Below are 26,012 nucleotides of genomic sequence, written 5' to 3'. Positions count from 1 at the left end.
CCTGACGCCTGAAATGAAAAGGCCCGCGGAGAGCGATCTCCGCGGGCTTTTGCTTGTGGGCGTTTGGTCCGGCCTGCCGCGTCCTTGGATTTGGTGGATCGTCTCGATCTGATCTAAATGATCGCTCTGAGGGTCAGCCGAGGCCGCCGAGCTTGCGATAGAGTTCGTAGACGTCCGGCTCGGCATTCTGTTCGTCGCCCCGACCGTCCTTGCCGTCCTCGGTCTGCTGGGCATCCTTGTTGGCGTCGCCCTGCGCGGCTTCGCTGTCGTCCTGCGGCTCTTCGCCGCCTTCGCCTCGACCTTCGTCCCGCTCGCTCTTTTCCGTCTCGCTCTTCCCGTCCTCAACTGCGATCGGATAGGGGATCATCGCAAACGGGATTGCCTCGCGCGGCAGGCCGTTCTCGATCAGCCTTGCGATTGCCTGTTGCATCGCTGGGTCGTCAGCCGGCTTCTGGGGCCGCTGGGCAGCGGTGGCGCCCGTGGCGCCAGATTGCTCCGTCTGATCGTCCGCAACGCTCAGGGCGGCAAGCTCGGCGCCTGCAGCCGTATCGCGGGGCCGGAGCGGGTTTGTGCGGCCGGGTTCCGCGCCGTCCGTTTCTGTCTGGCTTGATGCTGCGCTGGTTTCGGCGCTTTCCAGTTCGGGCGCGATCACTTCGGGCCTCTCGGTGCCGGTGGGTTCTCCCGGTAGACCGAGCGTATCGCGCACGATCGCCTTCAGCGCGTCCGAGAGCGCGCGGCCTGCTTCGCCACGCGTCGTTGTCCTGCCGTTTGGCCGCTGATCGTCGCCGTCGGGCAGGGGGCGGTAAGTGCCATCCGGCTCCGCGCCTTCGTCGGCGCGGCCTACCTCGGTGCCGGCATCCGTCCGGGCAGCGCCGTTGCTCGGCTCTGCTTCCGTGGCCTTTGCAGGCAAATCGAGATCGTCTGCCGCGGCGGCAGGGTGCGATGACGGATTTTCCTCCTCGTCAGCCGGTGCTTTGCCGGCCGCCGCCGGGTCGGTGGCTTCCGGATCGGCCTCGCCACTGACGATGGCGGCGAGCGCTTCGATTTCGGGGCCGTCCAGCGAAGGCAGCCTGCCGGGCATCGTTCTGGCGCCTTCGCGCTCGGGCGAAGCCTGAGGCCGTGCCGCTGCTCCATCGTCGGTCGGCAGCGTCGCGTCCGCCTCCTCTGTTGCCAGGCTCGACGTGTCATTCTCGCTGCCAACGCCAAAGGTTTTCTTCAGCGCCGTCTGCAGCAAGGCAACCTCGCTTGCGACCGACGCTCTGGCGGTGGCCAGATGCAGCGGGATTGCCGGCTGCAAGGGCGGGTTGCTCGGGCTCGGCAATACTGCGCCCGTCGACACGGGGACTGCACCGTTTCTGATTGCCGGCAGGTCTGCGAGAATACCGACCCGCAGCGCCAGGCTGCGGCCGCCCAACTGTCGCTCGAGCGCCAGGCGTTCCGGCATCGGCATGGCTTCGAGAAAGGTGACGAGCCGGCGGACGAAATCGCGCCCGCCCTCCTGTGGCAGCGGCGGAAACTTGAGGATGCGGGCGAGATCCTCCATCAGCCGCACAAGCGCGTCCTTGGACAGGATCTCGCGGCCGGCGAGGTGCCGGGTCAATGCATCGAGGATCTTCTGGATCGCTTCGCCGCGCTGGGCGGCCGTCAGAGGGGTTGCCGGTTGCTGGGGCCGTGCACTTGCCTCCTCGGCAAGTCCGGTCGCGGTTCTGACCGTGAGAATGGGTGTCAGCATTCTGGTCTCCCTCTCGCTTGACCCTCGGGTTGACGAGCGGCCGCCGGCCGCCACATTCCACGCGTTTTCACGGATCACCTCGACCATCCGCCGCACAGATTGTCACTTCGGTTCGGGCTGGCGCCTCATGCGCGTCTCGGCCAACCGGCCAGACCTGCCGCAGCGTGGCTGCGGATACGGGAATCGGCATGATGCTGCGATGTTAGGCGAGACAGGTTTATGAAATCTTAACCATACGGCGGGGCTGCACCGGCGCCGCAAGGCCCCTGTCGTGGGCCTCGCAAGTCTCCATGTTTCCGCACGATCCCTTTGCATCGGGATTGATCTCGCGGCAAGATTAGGCGTTGCCGCCCTCCGTCGCGCGCCCTGTTCGACGCGTGGCGCCAATCGTGCCAGAACCACGGAGTTTCGGATGACTGTTCGCCCTCCAAGATCCCTAAGCCCCTCATATGCTGCTTCGGGCACCCTTAGCGCCCTCGAATACGAATTGCTTTCGGAGCGCGCCGACGCGCTCGGGCGACATGGCCTCAAGGTCGAAAAGGCGATTGCGGCGTTGCAGGTACTCGAGCGGAATGAAACCACGCCGGAGCTGCGCGAACGGCTGCTAGACGATGCCGCCGATGCAGTCTGGGCATTTTTTATCCAGCGTGAGATCTGCGGCCTGCGCGATAGCCGCGACGCGGTTCGGCGCTATGGCATCCCCAAGCAGGTCATGGCGCGGCTGGGGATCGTCCGGCGAAAATGATCAGGCGGCGATAAATGCCTGGTTGGCGAGGCTGTAGCGGCCGATCTCGTCGATCAGGAGTGCAAGCGGGCGCTTGGCTTCGGCCTCGCGCGCGTCTTGCACGTCTTCCAGATTGTCTTTTGCCTCGAGCGCCTGCAATTCCTTCTGCTGCTCGACAAGGGTCTCCCTGTCGGCAACGCGCGTCGGGTCGCTCGTCAAGCTATCCAGTTGCAGCTCGTCCAGCGATTTCGCTTCTGCAGCATCAGCAAGGCGCTGTATTGCTTTCGTAGCGCCGTTGCTTTGGCCGGCCTTCGAGGCGCCCTTGCTGTCGAGGGCCTCGTCCAGCTTCTTGCCTTGGCTGCCTTCGGGGTCCTTGATCGCATCGATCAGCTCGTTCAGTGAAACATCGATATCCGTCAGCCCCAGCTTCTTCTCGATGTCACGAACCGTATCGGCCGGCAGGTTCTCGACGATCTTTGCCAGAGCGCTGCCAAAGGCGAAATCGGACTTGAAATCCTCACGCTTCAGGTCGAAGAACTCGCCGACTTCACGGATGAGCACCATCCGGTTGTTGTTGGCACCGTTTCCAGCCTGATTGAAGAAATGATCATTGATCTTGGTGTTGGCTGCCTTCTGGGCGTCGTCCGACTTCACCTGAGCCTTCAGGATCTTGTCGTCCTTGGTGCCCTTGGCCTTTTCGTCCTCTTCCGCCTGACGCTTCTCGATATCCTTCACGATCGAGCCGACGAGATTGGTCGTTGCTGTGGCGCTGGATTGCTGGGTCGGGAGCAGCATCGTTTCATTCCGGCAAAAGGTTGCGAACGTGATGAAACGGTAAGATAGCGAGGTTAATCGCTGCTTAACGGTCCGGTGAGGATTGTCGACGCCGTCCGGAGGCCAAAAGCGCCCGGCCCTTCGGGTGGGCCGTGTGTCGGCCACCGGCAGCGTCGCAATCCTCGACCGATGCCAAGGCATCGCTCTCAGGTCCGCTCCTCGCCGGATGACCGCACACGGTCCCACGCAAGAGGTCAATATCAGCGCAGGTTGGTATAACCTGCCTTTCCAAGAAATTGGAGCGGGGAAAGCGGCGCAACGCTGGCGTTGCGCCGCTTGGGCGTGACCTATCGATAGGGCGAGTAGCAGACTCTATAGACGCCCTGATAGGTGAGGAACCGGTTGGTTGCCGGGTTGTAGGAGCGGTAGCGCGAGAAGCACCAGCTCACATGCGAACTGGTGCCGCGGCGAACATAGTTGTCGCGATAGTAGTAGCGCTCCCGGTAGTAACGCCGCGGATAGTAGTCGTCGTAATAGCGGCGTTGATAATAGCGGCGTTGATAATAGTTGTTGTAGTAGCCGCCATAGCTCGGTCCGAAATAGAAGCTGAAGCCCGGCCGGTAGTATGAGCCCCAACCCCCGCCGTAGCCAGGTCCGTAGCCAGGTCCCCATCCGCCACCCCAATCGTTGGGATAGCGAACGCCGCCGTATCGCCTGTACGGGTAGTATTGGGCGTTTTGGACATCGCCTTGCGCCTTGATTTGAACGTCGCGGCCTGCCAGCGGCATGGCCGGGGCAGGCCCGGCCGAGGTCATCAGGGAGGCGGCGGCCAAGGCGCAACCGACAACGAAATTCCGAAATCCCGTCATGCTTTCCTCGCTTTCCGAAAGGGTTGCTTTCCGGTTGTGTCCCTGCTTCACATTAGGTGTTTTTTTCTTGGTTTATTGATGGCGAAACGGTGCGGATCCGGTCGACCGTTTGCCGAATTTCCACGCTGTCTGCCGTCCGGTATAGGATGCGCCGGCGCGTTTGCCATGTCACTGTTATTTTTGCCTATTGTCGCTAGGCCATGTTCACGGAGTATGAGATGCAACTGAAGTTCGGTACCAGCGGCCTGCGTGGCCTGTCCGAGGAGCTGAAAGGCGAACCGTCTGCACGCTATGCGAAGGCCTTCGCACGGCACCTGATCGCCTCCGGGCAGGCGCAGGCGGGAGATCCGATCCTGATTGCCCGCGACTTTCGCGATTCCAGCCCCGAAATCGCGGCGGTTTGCGCCGATGCCCTGAAGAGCGAAGGCTTTCGCGTGTTCGATTGCGGCACCGTGCCGACCCCGGCACTGGCGCTCTATGGTCTTGTCCATAAGGCAGCAGGCCTGATGATCACCGGCTCGCATATTCCCGCTGATCGCAACGGCATCAAATTCTACCGGCCAGACGGCGAAATCGACAAGACCGACGAACTGGCGATCAGTGCCATCGCCGACGCCATTGCCGGCGAGGCCGTACCTTCGCCCGGGTCGGGAGAAGATCACGCGGCATCGGCCGCAGAGTTGTTCCTTCACCGCAACAGGGACCTGTTGCCGCCCGGGTCGCTTCGCGGTTTGCGCATCGGCGTCTATCAGCACAGCACCGTTGCGCGCGACCTGCTCGTCGAGCTTCTGACGTATCTCGGGGCCGATACGATCGCTCTCGGCCGATCCGAGGATTTCGTGCCTGTCGACACGGAGGCCGTTTCGCCTGAAACGCTTTCCAGGCTTGCCGCATGGGCACCGGAACATCGACTGGATGCGATCGTCTCGGCCGATGGCGACGGCGACCGGCCGCTGGTTGCCGACGAGAAAGGGGCGCCGCTTCGTGGCGACCTGTTGGGCCTCGTCGCCTGCGAGTTCCTGGGTGCGCTGGTGGTCGCGACACCGGTCACCTCCAATTCCGGCCTCGAACGGGCCGAAGGCCTTTCGGTCATCCGCACCCGCGTCGGTTCGCCCTATGTGATTGCCGGAATGGCGCAAGCGGTCGGAGAGGGTGCGACAAAGGTCGCCGGCTTCGAGGCCAATGGCGGCACGTTGACGGCCAACGATTTCCCTGTCGGCCATGGTGTCCTCAGGGCGCTTCCCACCCGTGACAGCTTCCTGCCGATCCTCGCAGTGCTTGCGCGCGCCGCAGAGCGCCGGATGACGCTCTCGGCGCTGGCGGTATCCTATCGACTTCCAGTCGCGCTCAGCGACCGGCTCGAAAACTTCCCGGTCGAAACCAGCGCCCGGCTGATGGCGCATCTGCGCGGTGGGGCCGAGAACCTCGGCGACTTCCTCGCCGGAATTGGCCGCCCGGCCGCCGTCAGCGACATCGACGGCCTGCGCGTAACCCTTGCCGACGGCCGCACGATTCATTTCCGGCCGTCCGGCAACGCACCGGAGATGCGCTGCTATGTTGAGGCCGAGACGACGGCAGAGGCCGAATCGCTGCTTGCTCAAGGACTTTCCACAATTCGATCCTGGGCAAAAGCGGCGTCAAACTGACCTTTTTCGTGTTCTGACACGAAAACTTCAAAATGCCTGTTGACACTTCGGCTCGGGCCTTTTACATGCCGGTCCGTCGCCCAGATGGCGGAATTGGTAGACGCGCCAGCTTCAGGTGCTGGTACTCGAAAGGGTGTGGAGGTTCGAGTCCTCTTCTGGGCACCATTCCTTTAGCCAAACATTTGTTTTGGTTCGAAAAACCCCGGCTTGCCGGGGTTTTTTCGTTTCTGGCTTTGCCCCGAGCGGTGAGCGAAGCCGCCAAGTTTACTCGACGAAAAGTGCCCGAATTCCTGCGCCGGAAACGACGCGGCAGAGCCCGCGTACCTGCGTCGGATTCGCGCCCTCGCTGGCGCGCCAACGGAGCCATTTCTACAGCGTTCAACCCATTGGCGCGGCACAGGGTGGCATGGTCCTGGTCGCAATCAACCTTCTATCGTGGCGCGGCGTGTTCTGGGCGGTGTGGCCGTTGCTTGCCATCGCTGTCGCCGCGGGCATCCGTTGGGTCATGCACCAGAGAAATAGCGTCCGGCGTTGACCGGACGCGCCTCTCAGGACGATGTTGTCGGCGTCTGCGAAACTGCCGTCTCAACAATCGGCCGCGCGTTCAGAACCTCGTAGATCTCGAGCGCGGTGGCGCGCCCCTTGGCCTGCGCGGATCCAAGCGGCCTGAAGGTGATCGCATCGGAGGCCTGGGCGACGACCGCGCCGCTTGCCATGATCGTCGTGCCGTAGTTCTTGTTCATGCCTTCGAGCCGCGAGGCGACGTTCACCGTGTCGCCCATGGCGGTATATTGCAGCCGCTCCTTCGCGCCGACGCTGCCGACGACGGCGGTGCCGGTGTGGATGCCGAAGCGGGTGCGGAACTCCGGCAGGCCCTTCTTGCGCTGCGCTTCGTTGAAGGACTGCAACCGTTCCTCGACTGCCAGTGCGCAACGACAGGCATTCTCCGCATGGCGCTCGTCCGGCGCCGGCGCGTTCCACATGGCAAACACCGAATCGCCGAGGAACTGGATGATCGTGCCGTCATGGGCATCGACGACCTCGCTGAAGATGTCGAAATATTCCGAAAGCATCGCCACCACTTCTTCCGGCGCGTGCTGCTCGCTCAAGGTGGTGAAATCGTAGATATCGGTGAAAAGTGCCGTGACCTCCTGGCGCCAGGCCGCGCGGCCGCTGAACTGGCCGGATTCGATGCCCTTGCGCACCAGTTCCCGCGGCACGTAGAGCGCGAAGGTGAAGATCGCGTCGCGCGCCCGGTTCATCGCGCCGCCGAGCGTGGAAATCTCGCTGACATGCGACGAGACGTCGATCGGCGTGGTGAAATCCAGGTCCTGCAGCCGGTTGGCGCTGGCGGTCAGCTGGTTGAGCGATTTGGTGATCAGGTGCGCGAGCACGAGCGAAGACAGGACCGCGAGCGCCACGACGGCACCGGATACTGCGAGCCCCTGGATCAGCGTCCTGTTGGCATCGGCCATGAGCTCGTCAAGCGGTGCGGCAACGACTACCCGGTGCCCGGTCAGCAGCAGTTCCGATTCGAGCGGCGTCACCATGACCAGGTAGGTCCTGTCGCCTACCTCGACGAAACCGGCCTTTCCGGGCGGCGGCGGGCCGAGGCGGATGCTTTGCACCAGGGGATCGTTCTGCGGCGGGACGATCGGATCGGCCTTGTCCTTGGCAGACAGGATGCGTTTCATCATCGTCCGGTCGGAATGGATGATCGGCCGGCCGACCGCATCGAGGATGAAGGAGACGGAATCCTTCGTCAGTCGTTCGCGCGACAGGAAATCGGTGATGGTGTCGAGAACCACGTCGGCGCCGATGACGATCTTGGGATTGCCGCGATGCGCCTGCGAGATCGTCATTCCGAGCGCGCCGGTCGTCGCCATTTCATAAGGGCCGTTCGACACGGCAGCGGTGCCGTCGACGGCCGACCGGTACCAGGGCCGGTTTCTCGGATCATAGCCTGAAGGCGGCAGCCGCCGCTCCGTCGTCGGTTCGCCCGCCTCGTTGAGGAAGATGACGCGATTGACCGGTTTGCCGCTGGCATCGTGCTCCATCGAGCGGACGGCCATCGAGGCGCCGCGTGGCGCATCAAGCGCCATGCGCCAGGCTATGTGTTTGAGATCGACCACATGGAAGAACGCACCGCTCGGATAGCCGACATAGACGCCGTCGATATGCGGCGACCGGCTGATGCCTTCGCGCAGCACCGCCGCCTTGTCGTTCATGCGCTCGGGCGGCGGTACGAGGAAGGAGTTGGCGACCGACGAGACGAGGCTGACCAGAGCCGAGGTGTCGCCGGACAGCACGCCGAGACGATCGACCAGCCGGCCGGCAAAGCCGCGCATGTTGGCTTCGGCGTCGGCTACCGCGGCGTTGCGCGAGCGGTGATAGTCGAGCCCGACCAGGATGCCCGACACGGCGATCAGCATGGCGACCATCACCAGGCTGAACAGCGAGCGCAGCGAACTGTTCCAGCTGTCGCGTATCCTGGTTCCGAGAAAGCCGGGCGTCTTGTTGGCCATTGCGTGTCTCTGATCTCGCGCCTATCCCGGCGATGCTAAGTGCTTTTCCCATAAAACACGTTAATCGGCGGGAATGCATTCCCCGCCGTCAGCGAAACCCTGAAATCTCCGATAGGCGAAGGGCTCATCCCAACCTGCGCCGATATCAGTTGACCGTCACCGGCTTGGAGCGCATCCGTGCCACTGTCTCGCGCTCGGCGCGCTTGCAGCGCATCGGCGGCAGGTCTCTGTCCATCAGGTCCATGTCTTCCAGCACCATGTCGCCCATCTTCTTGAAGGCGCTGTCGAGCGCGCCGGCGCGGTGCGCCGACCGCAGGAAGCCGGGCAGGCGGCGCACCTTGTGGTCGAGCGCAAGCGGTTCCTCGGGGAAGACGTCGCTGGCGGCAACGATATGACCGCTTTCGACTGATGCCATCAGCGCATTGAAATCGACGACGCCGGCGCGGCTGAGCAGGATGAAGGCTGCACCTGGGCGCATGCTGGCAAACGCCTTTGCGCCGAGAAAACCCTCGTTTTCGCTGGTTACCGAGGCGACGACGAAGACGAAATCGCTTTTTGTCAGCACCGTTTCCAGCGATGCCGGTTCAACGCCGTTGTCCCGAAGAATGGAGGCCGGCATCCAGGGGTCGAAGACGCGGATCCTTGCGCGGAAGCCGGACAGCACCCGGTTGAGTGCCTTGCCGAGGTCCCCGAAGCCGACGATGCCGATGTCCGAGCCGGACAGCAGCCGCGCCGAGCGATTGCCGTCGCCACCCCAAAGTTCCCGGCCCTCGCGAAAGGCGAGATCGGCGTCGACGACGCCGCGCGCAATGTTGAGCGCCATGGCAAGGCCCATTTCGGCAACCGGCTCGGCAAACACCTGGCCGGTCGTGACCACGTGAATGCCGCGCTCGAACAGCACTTCGTAAGGCATGTTGTTGATCAGGTTGCTCTCGACGTTGAGAATGGCCCGCAGCTTCGGCAGGCGCACCAGGGTGTCGTGATCAAGCGGCGGCTGGCCGATGATGTAGCGCGCTTGCGACAGCACCTCGTCACTGAGGCTGGCGACATCCTCGGGGTCGGCTTCGACGATGCGGTAGCGCTCATGCAGTTGCTTCAATGCATCGGCTGTGAAGATCAGGTCGAGCGTGCGAGGTGCCGGCACGCTGATGGCGAGCGGTCTGCTGTCGTTGGGCATTGTTCCTCCTCGGTGGAGGCAGAACGCCTCCACGGTTCCTTGCCCAATTTTCTAGGAAGTATTCAGCGGCTTGCCAAGCCGAACCGATGCAGGAGGTTAAAGCATGTCGCGCAAAAGTGTGCTGCGGTTTTGCGATAACGACATGCGTAAAAACAAGAGCTTAAAGCGCAGCAAGCGAATCCTAGAGATCGCGACGCGCTTTAGTAGCCCAGCCCGCGCTTCTGCCGATAGAGCGAAGGCGGCAGATCGCTGCCCTGGAACACCGGGCCGTCGCCGCGGCGGCAATTGTAGATCGTGTCGTAGCGCGGGCCGCCGCGCGAGCTGGACTCGAACGGATAGTAACGATCGACCAGCGTCTGCTCGCAGACAACCTTGTCGCCGTTGTCGTTCAGAGGATCCATCGGGCGCACGCCGGGCAGATCCGTGTAGTTCTGTGCCAGCGCCGGCATGGCGGACAGACCGAGGATCAGGGAGAGGGTCGAGAGGGCGAGGCGGCAGGCGGTCATCAATGCGAGCTTTCGAAGACAGCACCCGCGGGCGAGGCGCCATGACACGGTTTCGCCGGGGCCGAACTTGCGGTATAGGCGACACCACTTCCGTTTCATCTGGGGATTTTCGATGGCGAATGCAATACGGTTCCACGAAGGCGATATTTCCGCAGCCGATGCCGCCCGCTACAGAGGCGCGATTGCCGTCGATACGGAAACGCTCGGCCTTGTCCCCCGTCGTGACCGGCTCTGCGTCGTCCAGCTTTCGCCGGGCGATGGTACCGCCGACGTGATCCGTATAGCCGCCGGTCAGAAGGAGGCGCCGAACCTCGTCGCCATGCTCGCCGACCCCGCTCGCCAGAAGATCTTTCACTTCGGCCGCTTCGATATCGCCGTGCTCTTCCACACCTTCGGCGTGACGGCGACGCCGGTCTTCTGCACCAAGATCGCCTCGCGCCTGACCCGCACCTACACGGACCGTCACGGGCTGAAGGACAATCTCAAGGAAATGCTCGACGTCGATATTTCCAAGCAGCAGCAGTCCTCCGACTGGGCCGCGGAGACCCTGTCGCCGGCGCAGCTCGAATATGCCGCATCCGACGTGCTGCACCTGCATGCGCTGCGCGAAAAACTGACGGCGCGGCTCTTGCGCGATGGCCGCATGGAACATGCGGATGCCTGCTTCGCCTTCCTGCCGACCCGTTCCAAGCTCGATCTGCTCGGCTGGGACGAGACCGACATTTTCGCCCATAGCTGAACGGGTCATACCAACCTGTGCTGATATTGACCTCTTGCGTGGGACCGTGTGTCGGCCACCGGCAGCGTCGCAATCCTCGACCGATGCCAAGGCATCGCTCTCAGGTCCGCACACGGTCCCACGCAAGAGGTCAATATCAGCACAGGTTGGTATCACGGCGTCAGCCAGAGCACGGCGGCGTAACGCGCCGCCTTGCCGATCGCCACGAGCACCAGGAACAGAGAAAAAGGCATGCGCAGCAGCCCGGCGACGAGCGTCAGCGGATCGCCGATAACAGGCAGCCATGAGAGCAGCAGCACCGGCTGGCCATAACGGGCAAACAGCGTCTCCGCCTTCTGCCGCGCTGCGGGTGAAATGGGAAACCAGCGCTTTCCCTCAAAGCGGATCAGAAACCGTCCGAGCACGAAATTGACGACGGCACCCAGCACGTTGCCGGCCGTGGCCGCGACGAAAAGGGCGACACGGCTTGTCTCGCCATGAAGTGCGGCGGCGACGATCGCCGCCTCCGACATGCCGAACAGCAGGGTCGCGGACAGGAAGGCTGCCGAGAAAACCCCCGCAAGAATGCCGAAATCCAGGATCAGCTCCTGTCGGTGTGGCCGAGATCGCGCTCCGGCTCGATGATGTCGCGGATGCGCTGCTTCAGTTCCTTCGGTCCGGGAAAGCCGCCGTCGCGCTTGCGCTCCCAGATCAGTTCGTCATTGACGCGGATCTCGAAATTGCCGCCGGTGCCGGGGATCAACGCCACTTCACCCAGCGATTGGCCGAAAGTCTGCAGCAGCTCCTGCGCCATCCAGCCGGCGCGCAAGAGCCAGTTGCACTGCGTGCAATAGAGAATGGTGATCCGCGGCTTCTCGTCCATCTGATGATTCCCGGCTGGTTTGCGCGCCGCAACATACTGCATAATTCTTGGAAATCGGAACCGATTTGACGAGAAATTGTCCAGCCAGTTTCAGGCGTTGCCGCAAGCCTTGCGCGTCACGCTCGACGCGCGGCACTGTAGCAGGCGATCGGGAACAACCGGTGGTCACGCGCCTCTCACGCAATTGTCAACTGATTTAGTCATGTTTTTATCGACCGCTCCCTTGCAAACGAAAAGGCGCCCGGCGAGACATTGCTGCATTGCACATATTGTCGCAGCCACCTCCAAGAGGACCTTCCAATGACTGATGCCACCGTTTCGACTTCCCGTCCCCGTGCAATCCTGCCGGCGCTGGAAAAGATCTATCTGCCGCTCGATACCTTTGCCGAAACACTGCTGCGCGTGCTGTGCGGAGTGCTGCTCGTAACCCACGGTTACGGTAAGATCGTCAATCCGTTCGGCGCTGTCGGCATGGTCGAAAGCCTCGGCTTTTATCCCGGCGTCTTCTGGTCGCCGCTCTTGGCTGCCACGGAGTTCTTCGGCGGCATCCTGATCGCGATCGGCCTTCTCACCCGGCCTGCCTCGGTTGCCGCCATGATCGTACTGCTCGTCACCGTCTATTTCCACGGCATCGTGCAGGGCGAGGGCCTCGGCGGCGCCGAAAAGTCCATTCTCTGGGCTGCGATCCTGTTCTTCTTCGCCGTTCGCGGCGCCAACAGCCAGTCCGTCGACGCCAAGCTCGGCAAGCAGTTCTGATAACGCCTCTACTGCGCCGCGCGTCAAATATGACGCGCAAAGGACGCTGTAACGCTTGAAATCTGCTGCATAATTTTCTCCGCAGATCGATTTCGATTTAAGGAGTTATGCAGTAGGCGACAGTTGAACGAAAAGCGGGGAGGGCGGTCTGACGACCGGCCTCCTCGACGCGTTTTGCGGGGGTTCACGCACATATCTTGCAACCGCCCCGTTTTTCCGCGATGCCAGGGCAAGGCGCGTGGGGGCGCTGCGAAGCACTCAGGCCCGTTCGGCCGCGGTAACGCTGCGGATGGTCATCCGGTGGACCTTGCCGGAGCGGTCGTGCCAGTCGATCGACTGGCCGACGGACAGGCCGATCAGGGCCGCGCCGATCGGCGTCAGCACCGAAACACGCCCGGCCTCGATATCGGCCTCTCCGGGATAAACGAGCGTCACCTGCTTGGCAAAGCCGTTGTCGGCGTCGAAGGCGACGGTGGATCCCATCTGAACGCTGTCGGCCGGCAGCTTCTCCGGCGTGGTCACCCGCGCCCGGTCGAGCTCGGACAGAAGCGCCTCGGCGACTTCGGGGATACGGTCGAGGGCGGAAGAGGCAAGCGCCGTCAGGCGCTTATGATCCTCGGCATTGATGATGATCGCGGGAAGTTTGTTGCGGGCGGTGGTCGCCATGATGATACCTGACGTTCTTGTCGACGGGCCCTGGGCGCCGTCATTGCTAATCTTAGCTGGGCTAATTCTATCTGGAAAAACTCGGCGCTCGGATCGTGGCCTGGGAACGGACGTTCTCATTGGCCGACGCGAAAGGCTCCCCTGACCCGGAGAGCGCAAGCATCCGGGCTGGGGTCAGGTTCCTGCGATCGGGCACACCCGGAAGCAGCGAAGGGAAGAAATCGCGAGCGTCATGATATCAGGAAGGTCGGAAAGTTTGGCGCGGAAGTCAAGGCCCGGATGCTTTCGGCAATGAGCACGGAGTGCTCTCTTACCTCTTGAACCTCCCACCTCTTGAACCAAGGCGCATGTCGTGATCAATCTTCGGCCCAGACGGCGAAGGGAAGGTCATCATGCGGGTACTGGTGGTGGAAAACATGGCGAAGACGGAGCTCGGCCAGGTCGGCACGGCGCTTCGCGAGGTCAAGGCGGAGATCGAGGTTCGCCGCGCCTATGCCGGCGACCCGGTGCCGGATGCTCCCGATGGCTTCGATGCGCTGGTGGTGCTGGGCGGCGAGCAGAGCGCGCTCGACGATGAGGCTTTCCCCTATCTCCCGCAGCTGACAGCGCTGATGCGTCGCTTCGGCGACAGCGAGCGTTCGGTGCTCGGCATCTGCCTCGGCAGCCAGCTACTGGCGCGGGCTTATGGCGCGAAGAACCTGCTCGGCGAAGCCAAAGAATTCGGCTGGCACGACGTGCGGGTGCGCGCCGAGGGGCAGAGCGATCCGGTGCTGGCAAGCGTCGGCGAGAGTTTCCCGATCTTCCAATGGCATGGCGATACGTTCACGCTTCCGCAAGGGGCCGTGCACCTCGCCGAAAACGACGTCACACGGCATCAGGCGTTTCGCATCGGTCGCGCGGCCTATGGCACGCAATTCCACTTCGAGGCCGACACCGATCTTGTCGAGGATTGGAACCGCTCGTTCCCGCAGACGATCAATCGGCTCGATCCCAACTGGCTGGCGCAATATCCCGCTCAAGCCAGGCGTCACGGCGAGAAGGCCAATGCCGCCGGCCTCGCCTTGGCGCGCGCCTGGGTCGCCACCATCAGGCGTGGCGATGCCTTGGCCGCGGTGCCGAGCGACGAGGTGCTGGAGGAGGCCTGCTGATGGATGAGAACATCGCGGGGGGCTGCTTCTGCGGACGTATCCGCTACCGGCTGAAACAGCGGCCGATGTTCGTCAATTGCTGCCATTGCACCGATTGCCAGCGGCAGGTCGGAAGCGCATTCGTGGTCAACGGCGTCATCGAGCGGGAGAACATCGAACTGATGGCGGGCGAACCCATCGTCGTGACGCTGCCGACCGAGAGTGGCCGTCCGCATGACGTCTATCGCTGTGCCGAGTGCCAGACGGCGCTCTGGAGCGATTACGGCCGGCGCGGCTGGCTCGCCTTCCTGCGCATCGCGAGCCTCGACCGGCCGTCGGATTTCCCACCAGATGCCCATATCTTCACGCGGTCGAAGGTCTCCTGGCTGTCGCTTCAAGGCGGCGCCCCCGCTTTCGAGATCTATTACGACATGGCGACGCAATGGCCGGCGGAAAGCCTGGCGCGGCGTGAAGTGGCCGAAGCAAGGGCGAAGGCGTGACCGCCAGCGAACACGACAAGATGGCGGCGGGCGATTGGTACTGCTGCCTCGACCCGGAGCTCGAGCAGCTGCGCCAAAGGGCGCGTGACGCCGTGCACCAGCACAACACCATGGCTCCCCACGGACGGGGCTCGATGGCCCCGGCACTCCGGGCGCTCTTTGCAAGCGTTGCCGACGATGTTCTCATCGAAGCGCCGTTTCATTGTTCCTATGGCATCAACATTTCGCTTGGGCCCCGCGTCTATCTCAATGCCGGCTGCACCATGCTGGACAGCGGCCGTATCGCAATCGGCGAAGGCTCCATGCTCGGCCCGGGCGTGCAGATCTATTGCGCCGAGCATCACAAGGACGTGCCGCTCCGGAGCCGCGGCATCGAGATCGCAAGGTCGGTCGAGATCGGCGCCGATGTCTGGATCGGTGGCGGCGCCATTATCCTCGGCGGCGTGACGATCGGTGACGGCGCCATCGTCGGGGCCGGTTCCGTCGTCACGAAGGATGTGGCGGCGGGAGCAACGGTTGTCGGCAACCCGGCGCGGCCTCTGGCGCGATCCGAGACGCGATAATTCACAAGGGAGGTTTTGGTGGTCGACGAAGTAACAACGATCGAGGTGCGCCCGGCAACTCCCGCGGACGTGCCGGCGCTCTGCACCTTCCTCAACGAGATCATCCGGATCGGCGGCACGACCGCCAACGAAACGCCGTTCACGCCGGAAAGTTTTACTGCACACTATCTCGCCGGCCCGGGCTTCGTCAGCTGCTTCGTCGCCGAGGATACTGACGGCCGCCCTTGCGCGTTCCAGGCGCTGGAGCGCTACGACGGATTGCCGGAAGGCTGGGCCGATATCGGCACTTTTTCCCGGCCCGATGCCAAGGTGCGCGGCGCCGGTACGGCGCTCTTTGCCGCGACGAGGGACAATGCCCGTGCGTTGGGCCTCAAGGCGATCAACGCCACCATCCGCGCCGACAACACGGGCGGCCTCGCCTATTACGGCAAGATGGGCTTCGTCGACTACAAGGTGGACAAGGCCGTGCCGCTCAGGAGCGGCCGCCCGGTGGACCGCATCTCAAAGCGGTATCTGCTCGCCGAAGCCTGAAGCGGCCTTGGTCGATGGATCCTCGGGTCAAGCCCGAGGATGACGACGGTGAGTTGCGAGGACTGATACCAACCTGCGCTGATATTGACCTGTTGCGTGGGGCCGTCTGTCGGCCGGCGGCAGCGTCGCAATCCTCGACCGATGCCAAGGCATCGCTCTGAGGTCCGCTCCTCGCCGGATGACCGCACACGGTCCCACGCAATCGGTCAATATCAACGCAGGACAAATAGCCGCTGCTTTGCTGCTCCCCACGGGTCGCGAAAAGCGCCGGCGTATGTTTCTAGCCAGATCCCCCTCCGCCCGTCATCCTCGGGCTTGACCTCTCCCCGTCATCCTCGGGCTTGACCCGAGGATCCACGCCCAAGCCCACCAAAGCTCGAAATAGAGGTCGCGCCACTCCGGGTTCATTGTCTCGATCAACTCGATTTTCCATTGCCGGTACCAGCGTTTGAGAGACTTCTCACGCCGAATGGCGGTACCGATCTGCAGATGCTCTTCGTACCAGACGAGTTGGGTGCAACCGTATTTTGACGCAAAGCCCGGTGTTAACCCCTCTCGATGCTCGAAGATACGGCGCTCAAGATCCGAGGTGACGCCGATATAAAGCGTTCCGCGCTTGTGGTTCGTGACGATGTAGACGAATCCGGCCATGACACTGATGGTGCTTGCGCATGGATCCTCGGGTCAAGCCCGAGGATGACGACGGGGATCTGTGAGAACTGAATGCAGAACAGCGTTGGCATTGTGGTTCCCCATCGGTCGCGAAAATGTCGGCATTTGCTCCGGACAACACCCACCCCTGACCGTCATCCTCGGGCCTGACCCGAGGATCCATAGACCAGCCCTGTCGCTGTCGGCGCCTTCGCGTACCGCAAAGACGCGACCGTCATTTTTGATTTTGTGGGTTCGGGGCAAGCTTGAGGCCGGAGACGCGGCCAATAATCGGCTGCAAACTGTGGCGTGGCGTCCGGTTTTCGCCGTCGCCACGCATGTCGTTAGTATCTGGCCTTTACTCGTCGCCCATCTTCAGCGCGGCGATGAAGGCTTCCTGCGGGATCTCCACCTTGCCGAACTGGCGCATGCGCTTCTTGCCGGCCTTCTGCTTTTCCAGAAGCTTGCGCTTGCGGGTGGCATCGCCGCCGTAGCACTTCGCCGTCACGTCCTTGCGCAGCGCCGAGATGGTTTCGCGGGCGATGACGTTGCCGCCGATCGCCGCCTGGATCGGGATCTTGAACATGTGCTTCGGGATCAGCTCCTTGAGCTTCTCGCACATTTCGCGACCGCGCTTTTCCGCCGCCATCCGGTGCACCATCATAGACAGCGCGTCGACCGGCTCGCCGTTGACGAGGATCGACATCTTCACCAGGTTGCCTTCCTTGTGGTCGGTGATCTGGTAGTCGAACGAGGCGTAGCCCTTGGAGATCGACTTCAGCCGGTCGTAGAAATCGAACACCACTTCGTTGAGCGGCAGGTCGTAGGTCAGCATCGCGCGGGTGCCGACATAGGTCAGCTCGATCTGGATGCCGCGGCGGTCCTGGCAGAGCTTGAGAATGCCGCCGAGATAATCGTCGGGCGTCAGGATCGTCGCGCGGATCCACGGCTCGTGGATTTCTGCAATCTTGACGACGTCGGGCATGTCGGCCGGGTTGTGCAGCTCGCGCTCGGAGCCGTCGGTCATGAACAGCTTGTAGACGACCGAAGGCGCCGTGGCGATCAGGTCGAGGTCGAACTCGCGCTCCAGGCGTTCCTGGATGATTTCAAGGTGCAGGAGGCCGAGGAAGCCGCAGCGGAAGCCGAAGCCGAGGGCCGCAGACGATTCCATTTCGAACGAGAACGACGCGTCGTTGAGGCGCAGCTTGCCCATCGCCGAACGCAGGTCCTCGAAGTCGGCGGCATCGACCGGGAAGAGACCGCAGAAGACGACCGGCTGCGCCGGCTTGAAGCCCGGCAGTGCCTTGGCGGTCGGGCGCTTGTCCTCGGTGATGGTGTCGCCGACGCGGGTATCGGCCACTTCCTTGATCGAGGCGGTGATGAAGCCGATCTCGCCCGGGCCGAGCGCATCCATGGCCACCATCTTCGGCGTCAGCACGCCGATGCGTTCGATCGTGTACTTGGCGTCGGTGCCCATCATGCGGATGGTCATGCCCTTTTTCAGGGTGCCGTCGATGATGCGCACGAGAACCATGACGCCGAGATAGGTGTCGTACCAGCTGTCGACGAGCAGCGCCTTCAGCGGTGCGGTTTCGCCGCCCTCGCTTTTCGGCGCCGGCAGCTTGGTGACGATCGCCTCGAGAACATCGGGGATGCCGAGGCCGGTCTTGGCCGAGATCAGCACGGCGTCCGACGCGTCGATGCCGATCACTTCCTCGATCTGTTCCTTGATCCGCTCCGGTTCGGCGGCGGGAAGGTCGATCTTGTTGAGCACGGTGACGAGCTCGTGATTGTTGTCGATCGCCTGGTAGACGTTGGCGAGCGTCTGGGCTTCCACGCCCTGGCTGGCGTCGACGACCAGGAGCGAGCCTTCGCAGGCCGACAGCGAACGCGAGACTTCATAGGCGAAGTCGACGTGGCCGGGCGTGTCGATGAGGTTCAGCACGTAGGTTTCGCCGTCATTGGCCTTGTAGTGCAGACGCACGGTCTGGGCCTTGATGGTGATGCCGCGCTCGCGCTCGATATCCATGCTGTCGAGCACCTGCTCGGACATTTCCCGCTCGGCAAGGCCGCCCGTCGACTGGATCAGTCGGTCGGCCAGCGTCGATTTGCCGTGGTCGATATGGGCCACGATCGAGAAATTACGGATATGCGACAGGGGCGTCTTGGAAGATGTTGTGCTCATGGGCCGCATATAGCAGTGCGTTCAAGCCGCGCAAAGCGGGAAATGAAGGCTTCGTTCACTATAAATCGCAAGCCTCGGCGGCTATTCGGCTCTTGCCTCGGCGTCGATCAGCGCGCCGGCATTCGGCACCTGCGCGCTCTTCAGTTCGAAGGCCTCGCGCTCCCCGGCCGGCACCTCGTCGCGTTTCCTGAGGCGCAGCAGCACGAACAGCGCGTAGAGTGTGGCAACGACCATCGCCGCATAGATGAACGTGCGCGGACCGAACACCGGCGTCAGCAGCGTCACCAGCATCGGCACCAGGGTTGCGGCGGCCGACCAGGCGACCAGCATGGTGCTGGCGAGCGGCACGAAATCCGCCGGATCGGTGCGGTCGTTGGCATGGGCATTGGCGATGGAATAGACGGTCTCGACCGCACCGGCGAAAAGCGCAAACACGACCATCAGCAAGAGAAGATTGCTGAAGGTCGCCGAGATCGCGAAGAAGCCGGCAGCAACGATCAGCAGGCAGGTGGCGATCAGCACCAGCCGGCGGTCGATCCGGTCCGACAGCGTGCCCATCGGGTACTGGATGGCGATCAGCCCGAGCTGCATGACGAACATCAGGTTGGCGACGTCGCCCTGGCTGACCTGGTTGGCGGCGGCATAGATCGGGGTAAAACCCTGCACCACCATCGACAGGCCGCCGGCGGCAAGCACGCCGATGAAGGCGACGGGCGAACTGCGCCAGACCATGGGGATGTCGATGCTGACCTTGGCCGGCGCCGGCGGCGTGGGCAGGCGGGTCAGGCCGATCGGCAGGATGGCCAGTGCCGTGAAGAAGATGGTGATGAGCGGCGGCAGGTTGCCGTCGGCCGGAATCTGTCCGAACAGCCAGGCGCCGGTGCCGAGCCCGATCACATAGGCCATGTAGAACATCGCCATTGCCTTGCCGCGCCAATGGTTGTCGCTGGCATGGTTCAGCCAGCTCTGGCTGATGATGAAATTGGTGTTGCCGGCGGCGCCGTAAAGGCCGCGGGCGAGCACCCACAGGATCGGGTGCATGCCAAGGCTGATCGTCAGCGCCGAAAGGATGACCAGCGCCATCGAGCAGGAAAACGCCCGGGCGTGGCCGACGCGACGGATCATCGGCCCGGCGATGACGCAGCCGACAAGGCCGCCGAAGGCAACCATGGTGACCGCCGCACCCGGAACCCACTCCGGCGCGCCGGACCGCGTCAGCACGAACGGCACGTAGGCGAGCATCATGCCGTTGCCGATCGCCACTGATGTCATCGACGTCACGATGCTGGCGATCGACGTCAGCGAGGAGGGCTGCTTGTCCATGTCTTGCCGGTCCGTTTCATCGGCCGTGACGGCCTGTTGCGTGAGGCTCTTCTAAATTATTGAGTGGGAACGCTTTTTTGCTCCGGATACCCGAGGGAGACCTTAGCCGAATGCACGTCGTTGCAATGTCGCCAAAGCGGCATCCCCCGCCTTTATTTTCCGTTCGGCATGGTCTTGACTCCATTATATGAGAAATGCAATCTCAAATAATGGAAAACAGCAGCGATCCCCTTGAGCATGCCATCGGCGAACGCGTGCGTTCGCTCAGGGTGGGGCAGAATCTCACGCTCGACGATCTGGCGACGCGCTCCGGCGTTAGCCGGGCGATGATATCGCGCATCGAGCGCGGCGAGGCGAGCCCGACGGCGCAGTTGCTGGCCAAGCTCTGCAGCGCGCTCTCGACCACACTGTCGGCGCTCTTTGCCTTTGAAGGCGAGCAGGTCTCGCCGGTTGCAAGGCGAGCCGATCAAAGACTCTGGCGGGATCCGGAATCCGGCTATCTGCGCCGCTCGGTCTCGCCGGAAGGTGTCGGCTCCCCGGTCGATATCGTCGAGGTCGAGTTCCCGCCGGGTGCCCGTGTTGTCTTCGAGCGGCAACCGGCCGACCGGGGCATAACGCAGCATCTCTGGCTTTTCTCCGGTCGGCTCGAGCTGACCATGGAGTCCGGTCCCCATGTGCTGGAGGCCGGAGACTGCCTGTTCATGGGGCTCGAACAGGCCCATGTCTTTCACAATCCGCATGGTGAGCCGGCTCACTATGCCGTCATCCTCAGCCGAACCAGGATTTGATCATGCCTGACATTACGATCCGCCTTCTCACCGAAGCCGAGGCTCGTTCCGCCATCCCGGCGCTTGCCGAGGTGCTGTCCGACTGCGTCGAGGGCGGCGCTTCCGTCGGTTTCATGCAGCCCTATCCGCCGGAGGCGGCCCTGCCCTATTGGGAGGGAGTCGCCAATGCCGTTGCCGGCGGTGAAACGCTGCTGATGGTGGCCGAAGACGAGGGGCGGATCGTCGGCACGGTCCAGGTCGGCGTGGCGCAGATGCCCAACCAGCCGCATCGCGGCGATCTGAAGAAGCTGCTCGTCCATCGCGTCGCCCGTGGCAAAGGCATTGCCCGGCTGCTGATGCAGGCCGTCGAGCGCGAGGCGGCTCTGCGCGGCAAGGCGTTGCTCGTGCTCGACACTGCGACCGGCAGCGAGGCGGAGGCGATCTATCCGCGCCTGGGATGGGAGCGCGTCGGCGTCATCCCCGATTACGCCCTATGGCCGGAAGGCGGCCTTTGCGCCACGACGCTTTTCTACAAGCATCTCGCGGTTCTGGGGTGATTGCCACCCACTTGGCGTGATCGCCCCGCTCCCCGGCCCGTTCCCGGCGAGCGGGGAGAAGGGGGAATGGGAGTTTCTGCTTATCTTCCAGCCTCCGGCATTTGCCCGCTGTCGGCTGCAACGCAGGCTTTTTCGCGAGACCCCTGTTGACCTCAACGTTACTTGAGGTTGTACGAATATTTCTACCCGTCGCCGACGGGTTTTGAAAAGATACTCAAGGAGAGTTCAATGAGCAGCAATACAAAGGCGGGCACCGTCGCGCCGCTCTATCGCATCAACAAGTTTGCGGTGCCGACTGCCGCGCGCGCAGAGTTTGTGGAGCTGGTGGCAAAGACGCTCGCGGTGATCCGCAGCCAGGACGGTTACGTCAAGGACCTCTTCCTCGAGCAGCATGCCGGCCCGGGAAAGTTCAACTTCGTCACCATGATCGAATTCGTGAGCGAAGAGTTTGCCCCGAAGGTCGCGGCGGCGATCGGCGAGCTGGACAGAAGTCTCAACCTCGACCGCGAGGCGCTGATGGAAAAACTCGGCGTCCAGACCGATTCGGCCAGCTACAAGAGCTTCCAGGCTGTATCTGCATGACATCACGCCGCTCCGGCCTTGCGGCGGGACTGGCGACCGACGCGTCGATCTCGACGCGTCAGGCTCGCTGACGAATTTGCAGGCTTTCGGCTTTAAGAAACGAAGAAGGTGGACAGGCCCTGGCCGGCCGCAAAGGCCATATAGGCGAGAACGGTGAAGTAGATCGTGGTCGCGATCAGGAAGAGATAACCGCCAGCAACCATCAGCCCGTCGCGCTGGATGATGCCGAGCGACAACAGCAGGATGGCAATGCCCGGCAGCGTGTTCGACAGCGGGATGAGGCCGAGCGGAAACATCAAGAGCACGCCTCCGGTCATGATCATCAGGCCGTTGAAGCGGTTCATCAGCGCCCCTTGCGTCAGGAAACCGAAGCGCGGCCTGACGAAACGGTCGAGCTTGGAAACGAGTGCCGCACCCTTCTGCAGCGTCGGCACCAGTTTTTCCGTTTCGATCTGCCGGTCGAGGATGCGCTGCGGCATCCAGGGCAGGCGGTTGAGCGTGATCGAGATCGAGATCAGGATGATGGCCGCACCGAAGACGGTGCTGACGCCCGGAATCGACACCGGCAGCAGAAACGGCAGCGTCAGCAGTGCGCACAGCAGCAGAAAGCCCTGTTCGCCGATCCCCGTCATCAGGTCGCGAAGCGTGATCGTGTTGCCGCTGATGGAACCGATCATCCCGTTGAGCGTGTCGCTGAGACTGCGCTGCGTGTCGCCAAACTCGATTGCCATCAGATAGTCCGCCTCGATTTTCCCCGAACACCCTTGCTATCAAGAGCGTGTGAAGGATCGGTTAGTATCCGGCCTTGTCATGCCGATGACTGTGGCCCTGGCGCCATTTGTCGTCAAACCATGGCATCAGTGGGACGCCTCTTCATCTTCCTGCCGCAATCGCTAGTATGAAGCACCTTTGAGCACGAATGGGGACCATTGATTCTATGATCAAGAAATGCGCCATACTGGCTGTTGCGGCCATCTATCTCTCGGGATGCACGACCACCGATCCCTATACGGGTGAGCAGAAGATGTCGAACACCGCCGGCGGCGCGCTGATCGGCGCGGGCCTCGGTGCTGCGACCGGTCTTCTCGTCGGCGGCAGTGCCGCCGGACGGCGCGATGCCGCTCTCGTCGGTGCCGGCATCGGCGCGCTCGGCGGCGGCCTGATCGGCAACTACATGGACAGCCAGGAAGCGGAATTGCGCGCCCAGCTGCAGGGCACGGGTGTTTCCGTAACCCGCGCCGGCGACCGCATCATCCTGAACATGCCGTCGAACATCACCTTCGCCACCGACCGCGACCAGGTGATCCCGGCCTTCTACGATACGCTGAACTCCGTGGCGATCGTGCTGCGCAAGTTCAACAAGACGCTGATCGATGTCGACGGCCATACCGATTCCACCGGCAGCGCCTCCTACAACCAGGGCCTCTCCGAGCGCCGCGCAGCCTCCGTTGCCAACTATCTGGCAAGCCAGGGCGTCGACCAGCGCCGCATGGCCACCATGGGCTTCGGTCAGGAACGGCCGATCGCCTCCAACGGCAGCGAAGCCGGCCGGGCGCAGAACCGCCGCGTCGAAATCTCCATCGCCCCGATCAAGCAGGGCTGATCGGTTCGATACAAGAACATCGAAGGGCTGCACCGGCACCGGTGCAGCCCTTCTTCATTGGGACTGGCGCTCCACGTTGTTGCTAGAAGCGGTAGCGCAAAAGCCGTCCCATCCGCTGCAGCACGGGCATGACGCTGAAGAACTGCATGGCGATCCGCGCGGCAGCGGACATCCTTTCTATCTGGCTCGGATCGTAGTCACAGACTTCTTCCAGCAGGCTGAGGCCCGGAACCTGCCGCTCCAGCATGCGCGGATCGTCGATGCCCCAGTGAAGCGCGGCACCCGTGGCGCGGATGGCGGGATTGAGCCGCAGCAACTGAAGGCCGAGGTGGCTGTAGCCGTCGAAGACGATCTCGCCCGCCGGCAGGCGCTCCACGAGGCGCCGCAGCAAATCGTAGACGTCCTCCGCCGCGAGATAGGGCAGGACGCCTTCGGCGACGACCATCGCCGGTCTGTCACCCGGTATATCAGCAAGCCATCCGGCCTCCGTCACCGAAGATCCGATCAGCGTGTCGTTGGCGCGATCCGGGTAGAGACTGCGGCGCAACGCGATCACGTCGGGAAAGTCGACGTCGAACCACCGCACCTCTGCCGGCGGATCGACGCGGAAAATGCGGGAATCGAGGCCGCAACCGAGATGCAGGACGGTTGCATCCGGGTGCCTGTCGACGAACGCTTCTGTCCATCGGTCGAGGAGATAGGCGCGCACGGCGATGCCGATCGTCATGTCAAGGCCGACGTCGAGACGCTGCGCGGCCTGCCCGAGGCGCCGCATGGCATCGGCCGCGAAATGGTCGTGCAGGAGCGAATCGGGAAGCGCGCTTTCGGCGGCCTTTGCCTGCAGTGTGATCAGCAGCGTTTCTCGGGTGCCGCTAAGGCCGATCTCGTCGGCGTCCATCGTTTCCTCCTCTACAGCGCCGCGCGTCAAACATGACGCGCAAAGGACGCTGTAGCGCTTCAAGCCTGCTGCATAATCTTATCCTGAAATCGGATCCGATTTCAGGAATTGTGCAGGAGACACGGCCTCGGAAACCATGGGACGTATCTGCTGCCTAGAGCATTTCCAGGAAAAGTGCGGAGCGGTTTTCCGTCAGGAAATGCGAAAAACAAAGAGATAGAGCGTTTCTGCGACTCCGTTTAGGACAGAAACGCTCTAGGCTCCCGCTGCCTTTGCTGCACGCGCCCGCCGGACACGCCTCGCCGTCAGGATCGCCAGTGCCGGTGCCAGCGCAAACAGCCAGAAGAGCCATTGCGTCGCGCGGGCAACCCCGTCGGTGGTGCTTGCTTCGATGCCCGCCAGGTTGGCAGTCAGGCCGGCAAGGGCAGCACCAAGCGCGGCGGCAAAAAGCTGGACGGTGGTGATCGAGCTTGAAGCCTTCTCTTGCTCACCCTGTGGCGCGAGTTCGTAGACGGCCGTCACGATATGCGGCCAGGCGAAGCCCATGCCGAAGCCGACCGCCATGATACCGGCCGACAGCGGTGCGGCGATCGCCGCAAAGCCGGCGCCAGCCATCGGCATGAACACGGCGATCAGCGCCAGTCCGGCAAAGCCGAAGCTTGGGCCCGCGAAGATCGTGCGCTGTGCCCGGTCGCCATGCCAGTGCGCGCTCGTCATCGATCCGGCGGTCCAGCCGATCGACATCAGCGCGGCGATGTAGCCGGCAACCAGCGGCGACAGACCATGCAGTTCCTGCAGCAGATACGGCACGTAGATTTCCGGCTGCATGCCGATCATCAGCAGCGTAATCGTCGCATAAAGGGCCGCCAGCGGGGAGGTTATGGTGAAGCTGCCGCTTGGCAGAAGCTTGCCGACAGCGCGGCGCTCGACAAGCAAAAGCACTGCGAACATGAGCATGGCCGCGCCGACCGAGGCGAGCTGTTCGCCCGATATGGACAGAGTGCTTGCGATCGAAAGCGCCAGAACGATGCCGACCAGAAGCAGCAGCTGCAGCACGGGCAGCGGTGTGCGCTTGCCTTCGGACCAAGCGTTGCGCGGCAGCGTCCAGAAGGCGAGTGCTGCCAGAAGTGCGGTCAGCGGCAGCAGCGACCAGAAGGCGGCGCGCCAGGTGGCAAATTCGGCAAACATGCCGCCGACGGCCGGGCCGATGAGCGTTGCCGTGCCCCAGGTCGCCGAGATCAGGCCGATGGCGCGGGTCCAGAGCGCCGGGGCAAAGACAAGCCGGATGACGCCATAGGCGAGCGCATAGAGCAGGCCGCCGCCAAAGCCCTGGATCGCCCGGCCGCCAAGCAGCACCAGCATATCGGGAGCGGAAGCACACATGAGCGTACCGAGGCCGAAGACGAGCGCGCCGATCGCATAGGCCGAGCCTGCGCCGACGGCGGCAAGCAGCCGGGCCGAAAGCGCTGCACCGAGGATCGATGCGGCGACGAAAACCGTCGTGCTCCAGGCATAATATTCGAGCCCGCCGATCTCGCGCACGATCGACGGCATGATGGTGGTGACGACATAGATGTTCAGGGCATGCAGGGCCACGCCGCCGCTCAGCACGATGGAATGAATGGCGTTTTCGCCCGACAGCAGGGCGAGCCAGCCGCTGTCCGCCCTGTCAGCGGGTATGGATGTCTTGTCGAGCATGCGTCTGCACCTTTCCTGTGGCGTCACGACGGCCGGGCAAACAACGCGTCG

General features: G+C 63.1%; 26 protein-coding genes, 1 tRNA gene and 2 pseudogenes. 14 read left to right on the top strand and 15 right to left on the bottom strand.

The genetic code is table 11. From position 1 onward, the window contains the following. Positions 1–133: 133 nt before the first annotated feature. Positions 134–1,732 (bottom strand): hypothetical protein, encoded by a 1,599-nt coding sequence (locus tag BC363_RS21175; protein ID WP_065784612.1) that lies wholly within the window; start codon positions 1,730–1,732, stop codon positions 134–136. Positions 1,733–2,144: 412 nt separating this feature from the next. On the opposite strand from BC363_RS21175, the gene BC363_RS21170 reads away from it, so the two are divergent. Beyond that, complete coding sequence (locus BC363_RS21170; RefSeq protein WP_065784611.1) at positions 2,145–2,477, top strand: DUF6665 family protein; 333 nt, start codon at positions 2,145–2,147, stop codon at positions 2,475–2,477. Here the strand turns inward: BC363_RS21170 and BC363_RS21165 are convergent, their stop codons facing one another. Further along, on the bottom strand, positions 2,478–3,251 hold the full coding sequence (locus BC363_RS21165; RefSeq protein ID WP_065784610.1) for a hypothetical protein: 774 nt from the start codon (positions 3,249–3,251) through the stop codon (positions 2,478–2,480). It lies immediately after the preceding gene. Positions 3,252–3,577: 326 nt separating this feature from the next. Then, positions 3,578–4,099, bottom strand: a complete 522-nt coding sequence (locus BC363_RS21160; RefSeq protein ID WP_065784609.1) for a BA14K family protein — start codon at positions 4,097–4,099, stop codon at positions 3,578–3,580. 218 nt (positions 4,100–4,317) lie between these two features. On the opposite strand from BC363_RS21160, the gene BC363_RS21155 reads away from it, so the two are divergent. The 3 genes and pseudogenes from BC363_RS21155 to BC363_RS36045 form a co-directional block, all read left to right on the top strand. Then, positions 4,318–5,745 carry a phosphomannomutase gene (locus BC363_RS21155; RefSeq protein ID WP_065784608.1) on the top strand — a complete coding sequence of 476 codons (1,428 nt, stop codon included), beginning with the start codon at positions 4,318–4,320 and terminating at the stop codon, positions 5,743–5,745. Between the two features lie 78 nt (positions 5,746–5,823). Further along, a tRNA-Leu gene (locus tag BC363_RS21150) sits at positions 5,824–5,910 on the top strand. Positions 5,911–6,130: 220 nt separating this feature from the next. Next, a pseudogene (locus BC363_RS36045) lies at positions 6,131–6,280 on the top strand (adenylate/guanylate cyclase domain-containing protein); the annotation flags it as partial. 13 nt (positions 6,281–6,293) lie between these two features. Here BC363_RS36045 and BC363_RS21145 read toward each other — a convergent pair. From BC363_RS21145 to BC363_RS21135, 3 genes are all read right to left on the bottom strand, one after another. Beyond that, positions 6,294–8,270, bottom strand: a complete 1,977-nt coding sequence (locus tag BC363_RS21145) for an adenylate/guanylate cyclase domain-containing protein (RefSeq protein ID WP_065784607.1) — start codon at positions 8,268–8,270, stop codon at positions 6,294–6,296. Between the two features lie 145 nt (positions 8,271–8,415). Next, positions 8,416–9,447, bottom strand: coding sequence for a hydroxyacid dehydrogenase (locus tag BC363_RS21140; protein ID WP_065784606.1), 1,032 nt, complete (start codon positions 9,445–9,447; stop codon positions 8,416–8,418). Between the two features lie 200 nt (positions 9,448–9,647). Next, positions 9,648–9,953 carry a hypothetical protein gene (locus BC363_RS21135; RefSeq protein WP_065784605.1) on the bottom strand — a complete coding sequence of 102 codons (306 nt, stop codon included), beginning with the start codon at positions 9,951–9,953 and terminating at the stop codon, positions 9,648–9,650. A gap of 112 nt (positions 9,954–10,065) precedes the next feature. Between BC363_RS21135 and BC363_RS21130 the strand changes: the two genes are divergently transcribed. Further along, complete coding sequence (locus tag BC363_RS21130) at positions 10,066–10,692, top strand: ribonuclease D (protein ID WP_065784604.1); 627 nt, start codon at positions 10,066–10,068, stop codon at positions 10,690–10,692. Between the two features lie 152 nt (positions 10,693–10,844). Here BC363_RS21130 and BC363_RS21125 read toward each other — a convergent pair whose 3' ends face one another. Together BC363_RS21125 and BC363_RS21120 are read right to left on the bottom strand one after the other, a co-directional pair. Continuing rightward, positions 10,845–11,189, bottom strand: coding sequence for a VTT domain-containing protein (locus BC363_RS21125; protein ID WP_065784623.1), 345 nt, complete (start codon positions 11,187–11,189; stop codon positions 10,845–10,847). An 83-nt stretch (positions 11,190–11,272) separates the two neighbouring features. Continuing rightward, positions 11,273–11,554: a SelT/SelW/SelH family protein gene (locus BC363_RS21120; RefSeq protein WP_025425523.1), complete on the bottom strand. Its 282-nt coding sequence runs from the start codon at positions 11,552–11,554 to the stop codon at positions 11,273–11,275. 300 nt (positions 11,555–11,854) lie between these two features. On the opposite strand from BC363_RS21120, the gene BC363_RS21115 reads away from it, so the two are divergent. Further along, entirely contained in the window at positions 11,855–12,310 is a 456-nt protein-coding gene (locus BC363_RS21115) for a DoxX family protein (RefSeq protein WP_065784603.1), read from the top strand. Between the two features lie 258 nt (positions 12,311–12,568). Here the strand turns inward: BC363_RS21115 and rnk are convergent, their stop codons facing one another. After that, entirely contained in the window at positions 12,569–12,976 is a 408-nt protein-coding gene (gene rnk / locus BC363_RS21110) for a nucleoside diphosphate kinase regulator (protein WP_065784602.1), read from the bottom strand. Positions 12,977–13,368: 392 nt separating this feature from the next. Between rnk and BC363_RS21105 the strand changes: the two genes are divergently transcribed. The 4 genes from BC363_RS21105 to BC363_RS21090 are packed head-to-tail and all read left to right on the top strand — an operon-like array spanning position 13,369 to position 15,697. Continuing rightward, complete coding sequence (locus tag BC363_RS21105; RefSeq protein WP_065784601.1) at positions 13,369–14,124, top strand: type 1 glutamine amidotransferase; 756 nt, start codon at positions 13,369–13,371, stop codon at positions 14,122–14,124. Further along, positions 14,124–14,603 (top strand): GFA family protein, encoded by a 480-nt coding sequence (locus BC363_RS21100; protein ID WP_065784600.1) that lies wholly within the window; start codon positions 14,124–14,126, stop codon positions 14,601–14,603. Before BC363_RS21105 ends, BC363_RS21100 begins: the two co-directional genes overlap by 1 nt. Further along, a complete protein-coding gene (locus tag BC363_RS21095; RefSeq protein ID WP_065784599.1) occupies positions 14,600–15,166 on the top strand; it encodes a sugar O-acetyltransferase in 567 nt (188 codons plus the stop codon). Before BC363_RS21100 ends, BC363_RS21095 begins: the two co-directional genes overlap by 4 nt. 18 nt (positions 15,167–15,184) lie before the next feature. Next, positions 15,185–15,697: a GNAT family N-acetyltransferase gene (locus BC363_RS21090; RefSeq protein WP_083223566.1), complete on the top strand. Its 513-nt coding sequence runs from the start codon at positions 15,185–15,187 to the stop codon at positions 15,695–15,697. Positions 15,698–16,066: 369 nt separating this feature from the next. Here BC363_RS21090 and BC363_RS21085 read toward each other — a convergent pair. From BC363_RS21085 to BC363_RS21075, 3 genes and pseudogenes are all read right to left on the bottom strand, one after another. Next, positions 16,067–16,348, bottom strand: a pseudogene (locus BC363_RS21085) (GIY-YIG nuclease family protein); the annotation flags it as partial. Positions 16,349–16,706: 358 nt separating this feature from the next. Next, positions 16,707–18,542, bottom strand: coding sequence for a translation elongation factor 4 (lepA, locus tag BC363_RS21080; RefSeq protein WP_065784598.1), 1,836 nt, complete (start codon positions 18,540–18,542; stop codon positions 16,707–16,709). A gap of 72 nt (positions 18,543–18,614) precedes the next feature. Next, positions 18,615–19,856 carry an MFS transporter gene (locus tag BC363_RS21075; protein WP_065784597.1) on the bottom strand — a complete coding sequence of 414 codons (1,242 nt, stop codon included), beginning with the start codon at positions 19,854–19,856 and terminating at the stop codon, positions 18,615–18,617. A 209-nt stretch (positions 19,857–20,065) separates the two neighbouring features. On the opposite strand from BC363_RS21075, the gene BC363_RS21070 reads away from it, so the two are divergent. From BC363_RS21070 to BC363_RS21060, 3 genes are all read left to right on the top strand, one after another. After that, positions 20,066–20,644, top strand: coding sequence for an XRE family transcriptional regulator (locus tag BC363_RS21070; protein ID WP_083222702.1), 579 nt, complete (start codon positions 20,066–20,068; stop codon positions 20,642–20,644). A gap of 2 nt (positions 20,645–20,646) precedes the next feature. Continuing rightward, positions 20,647–21,180, top strand: a complete 534-nt coding sequence (locus tag BC363_RS21065) for a GNAT family N-acetyltransferase (RefSeq protein ID WP_065784621.1) — start codon at positions 20,647–20,649, stop codon at positions 21,178–21,180. 228 nt (positions 21,181–21,408) lie between these two features. Further along, complete coding sequence (locus tag BC363_RS21060) at positions 21,409–21,762, top strand: hypothetical protein (protein ID WP_065784595.1); 354 nt, start codon at positions 21,409–21,411, stop codon at positions 21,760–21,762. 92 nt (positions 21,763–21,854) lie between these two features. Here BC363_RS21060 and BC363_RS21055 read toward each other — a convergent pair whose 3' ends face one another. Beyond that, positions 21,855–22,493, bottom strand: a complete 639-nt coding sequence (locus BC363_RS21055; RefSeq protein WP_065784594.1) for an exopolysaccharide biosynthesis protein — start codon at positions 22,491–22,493, stop codon at positions 21,855–21,857. 206 nt (positions 22,494–22,699) lie between these two features. On the opposite strand from BC363_RS21055, the gene BC363_RS21050 reads away from it, so the two are divergent. Next, entirely contained in the window at positions 22,700–23,365 is a 666-nt protein-coding gene (locus BC363_RS21050; RefSeq protein WP_065784593.1) for an OmpA family protein, read from the top strand. An 82-nt stretch (positions 23,366–23,447) separates the two neighbouring features. On the opposite strand, the gene BC363_RS21045 is transcribed toward BC363_RS21050, so the two are convergent. Together BC363_RS21045 and BC363_RS21040 are read right to left on the bottom strand one after the other, a co-directional pair. Next, positions 23,448–24,263: a class I SAM-dependent methyltransferase gene (locus tag BC363_RS21045; protein WP_065784592.1), complete on the bottom strand. Its 816-nt coding sequence runs from the start codon at positions 24,261–24,263 to the stop codon at positions 23,448–23,450. 255 nt (positions 24,264–24,518) lie between these two features. Beyond that, positions 24,519–25,961: an MFS transporter gene (locus BC363_RS21040; RefSeq protein WP_083223565.1), complete on the bottom strand. Its 1,443-nt coding sequence runs from the start codon at positions 25,959–25,961 to the stop codon at positions 24,519–24,521. Between the last annotated feature and the right edge of the window lie 51 nt (positions 25,962–26,012).

Origin of the sequence: Ensifer sp. LC384, from assembly GCF_001695865.1 — a bacterium.
Classification (GTDB): domain Bacteria; phylum Pseudomonadota; class Alphaproteobacteria; order Rhizobiales; family Rhizobiaceae; genus Ensifer.
The sequence above is the reverse complement of the archived record's forward strand: the minus strand, read 5'-3'. Positions and strand labels throughout refer to the sequence as shown.

What these genes read in the sequence shown, in the direction of transcription:
- BC363_RS21100 (WP_065784600.1), top strand. Translation starts at nt 14,124, where the DNA reads ATGGATGAGAACATCGCGGGGGGCTGCTTCTGCGGACGTATCCGCTAC.
- BC363_RS21135 (WP_065784605.1), bottom strand. Translation starts at nt 9,953, where the DNA reads ATGACCGCCTGCCGCCTCGCCCTCTCGACCCTCTCCCTGATCCTCGGT.
- BC363_RS21070 (WP_083222702.1), top strand. Translation starts at nt 20,066, where the DNA reads ATGGAAAACAGCAGCGATCCCCTTGAGCATGCCATCGGCGAACGCGTG.
- BC363_RS21155 (WP_065784608.1), top strand. Translation starts at nt 4,318, where the DNA reads ATGCAACTGAAGTTCGGTACCAGCGGCCTGCGTGGCCTGTCCGAGGAG.
- rnk (WP_065784602.1), bottom strand. Translation starts at nt 12,976, where the DNA reads ATGGCGACCACCGCCCGCAACAAACTTCCCGCGATCATCATCAATGCC.
- BC363_RS21130 (WP_065784604.1), top strand. Translation starts at nt 10,066, where the DNA reads ATGGCGAATGCAATACGGTTCCACGAAGGCGATATTTCCGCAGCCGAT.
- BC363_RS21145 (WP_065784607.1), bottom strand. Translation starts at nt 8,270, where the DNA reads ATGGCCAACAAGACGCCCGGCTTTCTCGGAACCAGGATACGCGACAGC.
- BC363_RS21165 (WP_065784610.1), bottom strand. Translation starts at nt 3,251, where the DNA reads ATGCTGCTCCCGACCCAGCAATCCAGCGCCACAGCAACGACCAATCTC.
- BC363_RS21045 (WP_065784592.1), bottom strand. Translation starts at nt 24,263, where the DNA reads ATGGACGCCGACGAGATCGGCCTTAGCGGCACCCGAGAAACGCTGCTG.
- BC363_RS21050 (WP_065784593.1), top strand. Translation starts at nt 22,700, where the DNA reads ATGATCAAGAAATGCGCCATACTGGCTGTTGCGGCCATCTATCTCTCG.
- BC363_RS21170 (WP_065784611.1), top strand. Translation starts at nt 2,145, where the DNA reads ATGACTGTTCGCCCTCCAAGATCCCTAAGCCCCTCATATGCTGCTTCG.
- BC363_RS21075 (WP_065784597.1), bottom strand. Translation starts at nt 19,856, where the DNA reads ATGGACAAGCAGCCCTCCTCGCTGACGTCGATCGCCAGCATCGTGACG.
- BC363_RS21055 (WP_065784594.1), bottom strand. Translation starts at nt 22,493, where the DNA reads ATGGCAATCGAGTTTGGCGACACGCAGCGCAGTCTCAGCGACACGCTC.
- BC363_RS21160 (WP_065784609.1), bottom strand. Translation starts at nt 4,099, where the DNA reads ATGACGGGATTTCGGAATTTCGTTGTCGGTTGCGCCTTGGCCGCCGCC.
- BC363_RS21120 (WP_025425523.1), bottom strand. Translation starts at nt 11,554, where the DNA reads ATGGACGAGAAGCCGCGGATCACCATTCTCTATTGCACGCAGTGCAAC.
- lepA (WP_065784598.1), bottom strand. Translation starts at nt 18,542, where the DNA reads ATGCGGCCCATGAGCACAACATCTTCCAAGACGCCCCTGTCGCATATC.
- BC363_RS21140 (WP_065784606.1), bottom strand. Translation starts at nt 9,447, where the DNA reads ATGCCCAACGACAGCAGACCGCTCGCCATCAGCGTGCCGGCACCTCGC.
- BC363_RS21115 (WP_065784603.1), top strand. Translation starts at nt 11,855, where the DNA reads ATGACTGATGCCACCGTTTCGACTTCCCGTCCCCGTGCAATCCTGCCG.
- BC363_RS21065 (WP_065784621.1), top strand. Translation starts at nt 20,647, where the DNA reads ATGCCTGACATTACGATCCGCCTTCTCACCGAAGCCGAGGCTCGTTCC.
- BC363_RS21105 (WP_065784601.1), top strand. Translation starts at nt 13,369, where the DNA reads ATGCGGGTACTGGTGGTGGAAAACATGGCGAAGACGGAGCTCGGCCAG.
- BC363_RS21040 (WP_083223565.1), bottom strand. Translation starts at nt 25,961, where the DNA reads ATGCTCGACAAGACATCCATACCCGCTGACAGGGCGGACAGCGGCTGG.
- BC363_RS21175 (WP_065784612.1), bottom strand. Translation starts at nt 1,732, where the DNA reads ATGCTGACACCCATTCTCACGGTCAGAACCGCGACCGGACTTGCCGAG.
- BC363_RS21060 (WP_065784595.1), top strand. Translation starts at nt 21,409, where the DNA reads ATGAGCAGCAATACAAAGGCGGGCACCGTCGCGCCGCTCTATCGCATC.